The 8463-nt window shown below is 65.2% G+C and carries 10 protein-coding genes; 6 read left to right on the forward strand and 4 right to left on the reverse strand.

The annotated features are described in order from the left end of the window. Nucleotides 1-964: phosphoserine transaminase (gene serC / locus FHX47_RS10390; RefSeq protein WP_183358856.1), on the forward strand; the 964-nt coding region annotated here is incomplete at its 5' end. 12 nt (nt 965-976) lie between these two features. Here the strand turns inward: serC and FHX47_RS10395 are convergent. Both FHX47_RS10395 and FHX47_RS10400 read right to left on the reverse strand, forming a co-directional pair. Further along, nucleotides 977-1306, reverse strand: coding sequence for a DUF3027 domain-containing protein (locus FHX47_RS10395; RefSeq protein WP_183358857.1), 330 nt, complete (start codon nt 1304-1306; stop codon nt 977-979). Beyond that, nucleotides 1299-1682, reverse strand: a complete 384-nt coding sequence (locus tag FHX47_RS10400) for a cold shock domain-containing protein (protein WP_183358858.1) — start codon at nt 1680-1682, stop codon at nt 1299-1301. Before FHX47_RS10400 ends, FHX47_RS10395 begins: the two co-directional genes overlap by 8 nt. Before the next feature lie 144 nt (nt 1683-1826). Here FHX47_RS10400 and FHX47_RS10405 point away from each other — a divergent pair, with 144 nt between their 5' ends. From FHX47_RS10405 to FHX47_RS10420, 4 genes are all read left to right on the forward strand, one after another. Then, on the forward strand, nt 1827-2063 hold the full coding sequence (locus FHX47_RS10405; protein WP_183358859.1) for a hypothetical protein: 237 nt from the start codon (nt 1827-1829) through the stop codon (nt 2061-2063). 99 nt (nt 2064-2162) lie between these two features. Further along, nucleotides 2163-2897: a response regulator gene (locus FHX47_RS10410; RefSeq protein WP_183358860.1), complete on the forward strand. Its 735-nt coding sequence runs from the start codon at nt 2163-2165 to the stop codon at nt 2895-2897. 59 nt (nt 2898-2956) lie between these two features. Further along, on the forward strand, nt 2957-4513 hold the full coding sequence (locus tag FHX47_RS10415) for a sensor histidine kinase (RefSeq protein ID WP_183358861.1): 1557 nt from the start codon (nt 2957-2959) through the stop codon (nt 4511-4513). A gap of 201 nt (nt 4514-4714) precedes the next feature. Further along, a complete protein-coding gene (locus FHX47_RS10420; protein ID WP_183358862.1) occupies nt 4715-5005 on the forward strand; it encodes a WXG100 family type VII secretion target in 291 nt (96 codons plus the stop codon). Nucleotides 5006-5067: 62 nt separating this feature from the next. Here the strand turns inward: FHX47_RS10420 and groL are convergent, their stop codons facing one another. Together groL and FHX47_RS10430 are read right to left on the reverse strand one after the other, a co-directional pair. After that, nucleotides 5068-6705 carry a chaperonin GroEL gene (groL, locus tag FHX47_RS10425; RefSeq protein ID WP_183358863.1) on the reverse strand — a complete coding sequence of 546 codons (1638 nt, stop codon included), beginning with the start codon at nt 6703-6705 and terminating at the stop codon, nt 5068-5070. A gap of 271 nt (nt 6706-6976) precedes the next feature. Next, nucleotides 6977-7651: a LytR C-terminal domain-containing protein gene (locus tag FHX47_RS10430; protein ID WP_183358864.1), complete on the reverse strand. Its 675-nt coding sequence runs from the start codon at nt 7649-7651 to the stop codon at nt 6977-6979. 195 nt (nt 7652-7846) lie between these two features. Between FHX47_RS10430 and FHX47_RS10435 the strand changes: the two genes are divergently transcribed. Then, nucleotides 7847-8463: uracil-DNA glycosylase (locus FHX47_RS10435; protein ID WP_183358865.1), on the forward strand; the 617-nt coding region annotated here is incomplete at its 3' end.

The raw sequence follows: 8463 nt of genomic DNA on the forward strand, positions 1-8463 counted from the left end.
TAACTTGGTCGGCGGCATCCGTGAGGGTCTCACCGACCTGTTCTCGCTGCCGGACGGGTACGAGGTGGTGCTGGGCGTGGGCGGCTCCACCGCATTCTGGGACGCGGCGAGCTTCGGCCTGGTGGAGTCCAAGGCTCAGCACCTGTCCTTCGGGGAGTTCGGCGCCAAATTCGCCAAGGCCACTGACCGGGCGCCGTTCCTGCAGGACTCCTCAGTTCTGACTGCTCAGCCCGGAACGCGGCCGGTGCCGCAGGCTGAGTCCGGAGTCGACGTCTACGCGTGGCCGCAGAACGAGACCTCGACCGGTGTGGCAGCACCAGTGCACCGTGTCGCAGGAGCCGACGACGACGCTCTCGTCGTCGTCGATGCCACCTCAGCTGCCGGAGGGCTGACCGTAGACATTGCCGAAACTGACGTCTACTACTTCGCCCCGCAGAAGAACTTCGCCTCTGACGGCGGCCTGTGGCTGGCCGTGATGTCTCCGGCTGCGTTGGCCAGGGCGCAGAAGCTGGCTGCAGAGCGGTGGGTCCCCGACTTTCTGAGCCTGACCACGGCGATCGAGAACTCGCGGAAGAACCAGACGTACAACACTCCGGCGCTGGCCACTCTGGTCACCCTGGAGGCGCAGATCCGGTGGCTCAACGAGTCCGGGGGGATGGACTTCGCCGCCGCCCGCACCGCCGAGTCGGCCGGCCTCATATACAGGTGGGCCGAAGCCCACCGTGTGGCGGCACCTTTTGTGCAGGATTCTCAGGACCGGTCCAACGTCATCGTCACTGTGGACTTCGATGAGACGGTCGATGCGGCGCAGCTGGCCTCGACCCTGCGCGCCAACGGGATCGTCGACGTCGAGCCCTACCGGAAGCTGGGCCGCAACCAGCTGCGCGTTGCGACCTTTGTGGCCACGCCTCCCCAGGACGTCTCAGACCTGCTGGCCTGCATCGACTACGTCCTGGACAGCTGATGCGGCAGGCGGCTAAGCCTGCACAGCGTCCTTCTCGTCGTCGGTGACCCGTTCGGCCCAGGGCACCCATTCCGGTGCCAGCAGCGCGTCCTCACCCGGCAGCAGTCCGACTTCGCAGACGGTGACCTTCTTGCTGCGTGGGGCCCGGGCCAGGGTGACGAACCATTCCCATCCCGGGTAACCGGGGCGGTCGGCGGCGAACCGGTGTGTGAGCAGGCGGTCGCCCTGCGCTGAAGCGCTCAGGTGGCCGCCGACCTGCTCGTCGTCGGCCACATCGGCCAGTGCTTCGCGGGCGTCGTCGAGCGCTTCTGCGAGCACTGCGTCCTTCTTATAGCTAGGCATCGAAGTCCTCCGCCACTCGGCGCAGCAGGGCTGCGATCTTTTTGGACTGCTCCGGCTTGGGATAGTGTCCGTTGCGCAGCTGCCCGGTGGTGTTGTCCAGCATGTTCACCAGATCTTGGACCAGTTCGCCCATCTCGGCGGCGGGTTTGCGGGCAGCCCGAGCCACGGAGGGCTGCTCTCCCAGCACGCGGGCGCTCAGCGCCTGTTTGCCGCGCCGACCGTCGGCGATCCCGTACTCCAAACGAGTGCCGGCCTTCACTGAGCCGACCTCCGGGGGCAGCACGGATGTGTGAAGGTAGACCTCCTGGCCGTCGTCGCCGGTGACGAACCCGAAGCCCTTCTCGGCGTCGAACCACTTCACTTTTCCGGTGGGCACGTCGTTCTCCCTTGTCCTTTCTTCAGGAGGAGGCCCTCCTGCCAGTGTGCTGCGCCACCAGGTAAGAGCCTCGTCCGTCACAGTCTTGCTGATGAACCAGAACATCCAGCCTACCCCCAGCCGCTGACGGTTTAGAATCGGACTATGTCTTCTGTTCCCGCTCCCGCGTCGCGCGCGGTTCTGTTTCTGGCGGTGGCGAGCACCGCGGCCGCTGTAGTGTCTGTGCTGCTGATTCTGGGCATCTACTTTGCCGGGGTCACACCTCACCCCGCTCTGTTCGGGACGGCGCTGTGGGGCCTTCCCGTCGGATTTGTCCTGCTGTGCGGCTATGTGGTGCTGGATATGAGACGACGCCGGCGCCTGCGTGCGCAGATCTGGTGAGGCCTCAGGCCCGCACTCAGCACCCTTGAGCGGATGTGCTGATCAAGTGAACAGGGAGCATCCAGGTGACCACCAGGATTGGGAGGGACACTGACACCCGTGACTGAGAAAACTCCGGACCCCAAGCTGCTCGTCGTCGACGATGAGCCCAACATCCGTGAACTCCTGGCGACGTCCCTGCGCTTTGCCGGCTTCGACGTGGCCGCCGCCTCGAACGGGCGGGAGGCGCTGAACACCGCCGAGGAGTTCCAGCCCGATCTGGCCGTCATGGACGTGATGCTTCCCGATATGGACGGCTTCACCGTGACCCGGCGGCTGCGCGCGGCGGGCAAGCACTTCCCGGTGCTCTTCCTCACTGCCCGCGATGACACCGACGATAAGATCACCGGCCTGACTGTCGGCGGCGATGACTACGTCACCAAACCGTTCTCGCTGGATGAGGTGGTGGCGCGCATCAAGGCGGTGCTGCGCCGCACTGCTCCCTACAGCGACGACGACGCCATCATCACCTTCGACAACCTGGAGCTGGACGACGACGCTCATGAGGTTCGCCGCGAGGGTGAGATCATCGAGCTGTCCCCCACTGAGTTCAAGCTGCTGCGCTACCTGATGATGAATCCGAACCGGGTGTTGTCCAAGCAGCAGATCCTCGACCACGTCTGGGAGTACAACTTCAACGGCGACGCCTCGATCGTGGAGTCCTACATCTCCTATCTGCGCCGCAAGATCGAATCGGGCACTGAAGGGGCGCCGGCCATTCAGACCAAACGCGGTGTGGGCTATGTGCTGCAGACCTGGGAGCGCCGTCAGCGCAGCCGCGGTGTGAGTCCCTGATCCACTGACGAACGGGGCGACGCGCAGCCGCTTCAGCTCTAAGCATCTAGAATCTCCCTATGCGCTTCTTCTCCGCCGTCTCCCGAGCCTGGCGGAGACAGTCCCTGCGCACTCAGCTGGTGACCATCACCACCAGCTTGCTGCTGCTGACGCTGGTGGTCACCACGTTCGTCTCCGCGTCCCTGTTCCGGCAGGAGCTGATCCGGAATATGGATGAGGAGAATGCCGTCAACGCCTATGACGTCTCCTACTACCTGACCGATGCCGGGCAGGACGAGCCGCGCGGGTCCATCAACTTCCTGCGGTTCTACGGCTGGCTGCTCGATGAGGACGGTGAGCCGCTGAACTCCACTCACCCGGCCATAGAGACGGCGGACCTTCCGGAATTCCCGCTGCTGACCTACGAGGAGGCCGTTGACCTGCACGGTGAGTCCTTCAGCGTGCCGGGCACGGATGAGAATTCGCGCGGATTCCGGATACATGTCAGGGTGCGCTCCGAGGCTGAGGAGACCCTCATCATCGCCCAGTCGCTTGATCAGGTGGAGACCGCGGTGGAGCGGGCGACCTTCTTGGTTGCCACCATCGGGCTGCTGGCGACCCTGGGTGCTTCCATCATTGCCTATTCCCTGGTGACCCGGGCCTTCCGCCCGCTGCTGCGGGTTGAGAAGACCGCAGGGGCGATCGCAGAGGGTGACTTCTCCCAACGCGTGCAGACCTCAGCCCCGGCCGATACTGAGATCGGCCGCCTTGCCGCGTCGCTGAACGTCATGCTCAGTGAGATCGAGTCTGCGTTCCAGGCCCAGGTGGAGTCTGAACAGACGATGCGACGCTTCATCCAGGACGCCTCCCACGAGCTGCGCACCCCATTGGTCACCATTCGCGGTTTCTCCGAGCTGCACCGTCACGGCGGGCTGGATGACCGCCCTGAGGCGGTCGGCGCTGCTATGGGACGCATCGAGTCCGAAGCCACCCGAATGGGCCAGCTGGTTGAAGACATGCTCACGCTGGCCAGACTCGACGAACAGCGTCCGCCGAAGATCACCCCCATGGATCTGAACATCATCGCCCACGAGGCGGTCATGGACCTGACGGTCAACGCCCCCGAACGGGATGTCCAGGTCCTCGGCCTCACCGGCGCCTCATCGAGCTCGGCACCGATCCACGGCGATGAGGGCCGCATTCGGCAGGTCGTCACCAATCTGGTCACCAATGCCCTGCGCTATACGCCTGAGGGCACACCCATCGAACTGGCGGTGGGCACAGAGACCGCCGACAATGAGCACCCAGAGTCCGTCCTGCAGGTCCGCGACCACGGTGAGGGGATCAGTGCTGAGGACGCCGAGAAGATCTTCCAACGCTTCTACCGCGCTGACAACTCACGGCAGCGTGAAACGGGGGGAACTGGGTTGGGTCTTGCCATCTGTGCGGCCATCGCCGCCCAGCACGGCGGCAGCGTGCGCCACTCCGACACCGCCGGCGGTGGGGCGACGATGACCCTGCGGCTGCCCAAGACTGAGGGTCCGGAACCGGATGAGTCAGACGACGATGACAATGACGTCGACGACGACGATCTGGAGCACCTGCGAGCCGCCGCCCGAGGTCATCACGAGGACTGACTGATGTGGCCGCCGGCACTCGCCGGCTGAGAGGCGATCACTAGTTTTCCCCACGGCTGAGTCCTGTCTCCGGCCGCGCCGAGCTGTCCCCAGCCCCAGGCCCTGCGGCCGCTGCCCGGGTTGGAAGGCTCCTACGGTGGAAGTGCGGTCGCATCCCTGCCTCCGCTGAACCCACCCATCATCCGCAGGAAGGGACGAATCATGGCAGTGTTCCAGATCGACACCGCTGACCTGTCCGCCAAGGCTGGCACAGTAGAAGCGACGCTGAGCCGCATCCAGTCCGATGTCAGCTCCATGGAGGGCCAGCTCCGCCAGCTCCAGGAGACGTGGAAGGGGTCGGCCTCCATCGCCTTTCAGGATGTGCTGACCCAGTGGCGCTCCACCCAGGTGCAGGTGGAGCAGTCGCTGGCCAGCGTGCGTCAGACGATGGCGATGGCGTCCCAGCAGTATGAGGACACTGAGCAGGCCAACGCGCGGATGTTCGGGCACTGACGATGCGAAAAGCCCCGCAGAGCGTGTTGCTCTGCGGGGCTTTTCACGTAGAGGGGCGGAAACTACATCATGCCGCCCATGCCCCCCATTCCATCGTCCATACCTGCGCCGGCACCGGCCGGGGTCTTCTCCGGCTTATCGGCGATCACGGCTTCAGTGGTCAGGAACAGTGAAGCAATGGAGGCTGCATTCTGCAGAGCAGAGCGGGTGACCTTCACCGGGTCAGCCACACCAGCCTCAAGCAGGTCCTCATAGTCACCGGTTGCGGCGTTGAGACCGTGACCGATGGGCAGCCCGCGGACCTTCTCGGCGACGACGCCGGCCTCGTGGCCAGCATTGATCGCGATCTGCTTCAGCGGAGCCTCGACGGCGAACCGCACGATCTTCGCGCCGGTTGCCTCATCACCCTGCAGGGACAGGTTCTCGAACGCGCGTGCGCCGGCCTGGATGAGCGAGACGCCGCCGCCGGCGACGATGCCCTCGTCCACGGCAGCCTTGGCATTGCGCACCGCGTCCTCGATACGGTGCTTGCGCTCCTTCAGCTCGACCTCGGTGGCGGCACCGGCCTTGATCACGGCCACACCGCCGGCCAGCTTCGCCAGCCGCTCCTGGAGCTTCTCGCGGTCGTAGTCGGAGTCGGAGTTCTCGATCTCAGCCTTGATCTGGCTGACCCGGCCGGAGATCTCGTCAGCGTCACCGGCACCTTCGACGATAGTGGTCTCGTCCTTGGTGACAACGACCTTGCGGGCGGTGCCCAGCAGGTCCATCGTCGCGTTCTCCAGGGAGAGGCCCACCTCTTCGGCGATGACCTGGCCACCGGTGAGGATGGCGATGTCGGCGAGCATGGCCTTGCGGCGGTCGCCGAAGCCGGGAGCCTTGACAGCAACTGACTTGAAGGTGCCCTTGAGCTTGTTGACTACCAGGGCTGCCAGAGCCTCGCCCTCGAGATCCTCAGCGATGACCAGCAGCGGCTTGCCGGACTGCATAACCTGCTCCAGCACCCCGATGAGGTCCTTGACCGCGGAGATCTTGGAGTTGACGATGAGGATGTAGGGGTCCTCCAGGACTGCTTCCTGACGGTCGGAGTCAGTGACGAAGTAGCCGGAGAGGTAGCCCTTGTCGAAGCGCATACCCTCAGTCAGCTCCAGCTCCAGGCCGAAGGTGTTGGACTCCTCAACGGTGACCACGCCCTCCTTGCCGACTTTGTCGAGCGCCTGGGCGATCAGCTCACCGATCTGCTGGTCAGCTGCGGAGATGGAGGCTGTGGCAGCGATCTGCTCAGTGGTCTCGACCTCTTTGGCTGAGCTGAGCAGCTCTGCGGTGACAGCTTCCACTGCCTGGTCGATGCCGCGCTTCAGCCCCATGGGGTCAGCACCTGCGGCGACGTTGCGCAGGCCTTCCTTCACCAGCGCCTGTGCGAGCACAGTGGCGGTGGTGGTGCCGTCACCGGCGACGTCGTCGGTCTTCTTCGCGACCTCTTTGACGAGCTCGGCGCCGATCTTCTCGTAGGCGTCCTCAAGCTCGATCTCTTTGGCGATGGAGACGCCGTCGTTGGTGATGGTGGGCGCGCCCCAGGACTTTTCGAGCACAACGTTGCGGCCGCGGGGTCCCAAGGTGACCTTGACGGCATCAGCGAGGCTGTTCAGGCCTCGCTCGAGGCCACGGCGGGCCTCTTCGTCGAATGCAATGGTCTTTGCCATATCGGCACGTGTCCTTTCTGGACTCAGTAGATTCGGACGTTTCGCGTCAATGCGTGAAACCTCAATCAGATGCCCGCGACGGACGGCCGGCCCAAGAGTCACCAAGGGCGTTGCGTGGCCTCACCTGAAGGGTTCGTTTTAGCAGTCTCGACACGAGAGTGCTAACTCAATTTTTAGCACTCTCCACCGGCGAGTGCAAGGCAATGGTCCACAACTGACTGCCGCCGCGGACGCAGCGGAGGCTCATGCGGGGCTTCGGCGCACCGCCGCTCTAGGGCAGGCTGTCAGCTCCGACGACCACAGCGATGACCTCGGCGTCGCTCCAGCCGTCGCTGGCGCAGGTGGCGGCACCGAGCTCATCGGCGATCACCGCGGCAAGCTCCTCCTCAGCCGGAGGGTGCACCACCACCGGTGCGGACTCTTCGCAGGTGGTCCATCCCTGGGTCCAGTTCTGCTGATCCACCACGTTGAAACCTGCGGAGTCCAGCTGTTCGCGCACCGATCCGGCCACACCCGGGGTCCCGTCGTAGTTGTAGACGATCAACCCGTAGTCCATGTCCACGTCCGGGGTCTCCTCCGGGGTCTCCTCCGGGGTCTCCTCCTCGCCGTCCTCTGCGGTCTCACCGTTCTGGGCGTCGCCGTCGGATCCCTCGCCGTCGGTCCCCTCACCGTTCTGGGCCTCGGGCTCACCGGTTTCCTCCGCGCCGGCCGTCTGCTGGTCCTCGGACTCTGCGGTGGGCCCTTCCTCGTCGGAGCCGAACTGGGAGACGACGTAGGCGATGGCGCCGATGACCAGCACGAAGGCGGCGAGCAGCCCGATCCATTTCAACCCGCCTCTGGCCCCGCCGGCGGCAGCCGCAGGTGAGCCGGGCGCACGGTGCTTACCGACCTCGTCCGACTTATACGGTGGGACGTCGTCGAACTCATCGTGGGGGTGCTGCGTCATCTCTTGATCCTCATGTCGGTGCTGGCCTAGGTCAAGCCGAGCCCGGCGAGCGCAGCTGCAATGGCCTTCAGCCACATCCTACGACCGTGCCGCCGCGGCGGTGAACACAAACGCGCAGTTTCAGCAGGTGACCGCGGCCGGTGTCCTACAGGTGGCTGGTGTCTTACAGGTGGTCGGTGTCCTAGGGTTGGTGGGATGAGCGTCTCCGCATCCCTGATCGCGCCGCTGGAAGCAGGGTGGGAGCGCGCCCTGGCGCCGGCCCAGGAACAGTTCCACAGCGTCCGTGATCAGGTCCAGCGCAGGCGCGACGACGGCGAACACGTCCTGCCGGCGCCCCAAGACGTGCTGCGGGCCTTCCGCCAGCCCTTTGCTGAGGTCAAGGTTCTGGTCATCGGCCAGGACCCCTACCCCACGCCGGGCCACCCGATCGGCCTGTCCTTCGCCGTGTCCTCGGATGTGCGGCCGCTGCCGCGCAGCCTGCGGAACATCTTCACCGAGCTGCAGCAGGATGTGGGAGCAGATCCCAGCGCCCACGGAGATCTGAGCCACTGGGCACACCAGGGGGTGCTGATGCTCAACCGAGTGCTGACCGTGGCCGCTGGCAGCCCGGCCTCACACCGCGGAATCGGCTGGGAGGCGATCACGGAGACTGCGGTCCGTGCGCTGGTGGGGCGCGGCACACCGCTGGTCTCCATTCTGTGGGGCGCCCAGGCACGGAAGCTGCAGCCGCTGCTCGATGCTGGCGATCACACCGAGGTGATCACCTCCGCCCATCCTTCGCCGCTGTCAGCCTCCCGCGGGTTCTTCGGCTC

It is taken from the genome of Garicola koreensis (assembly GCF_014195445.1).
GTDB classification, from domain to species: domain Bacteria; phylum Actinomycetota; class Actinomycetes; order Actinomycetales; family Micrococcaceae; genus Nesterenkonia; species Nesterenkonia koreensis.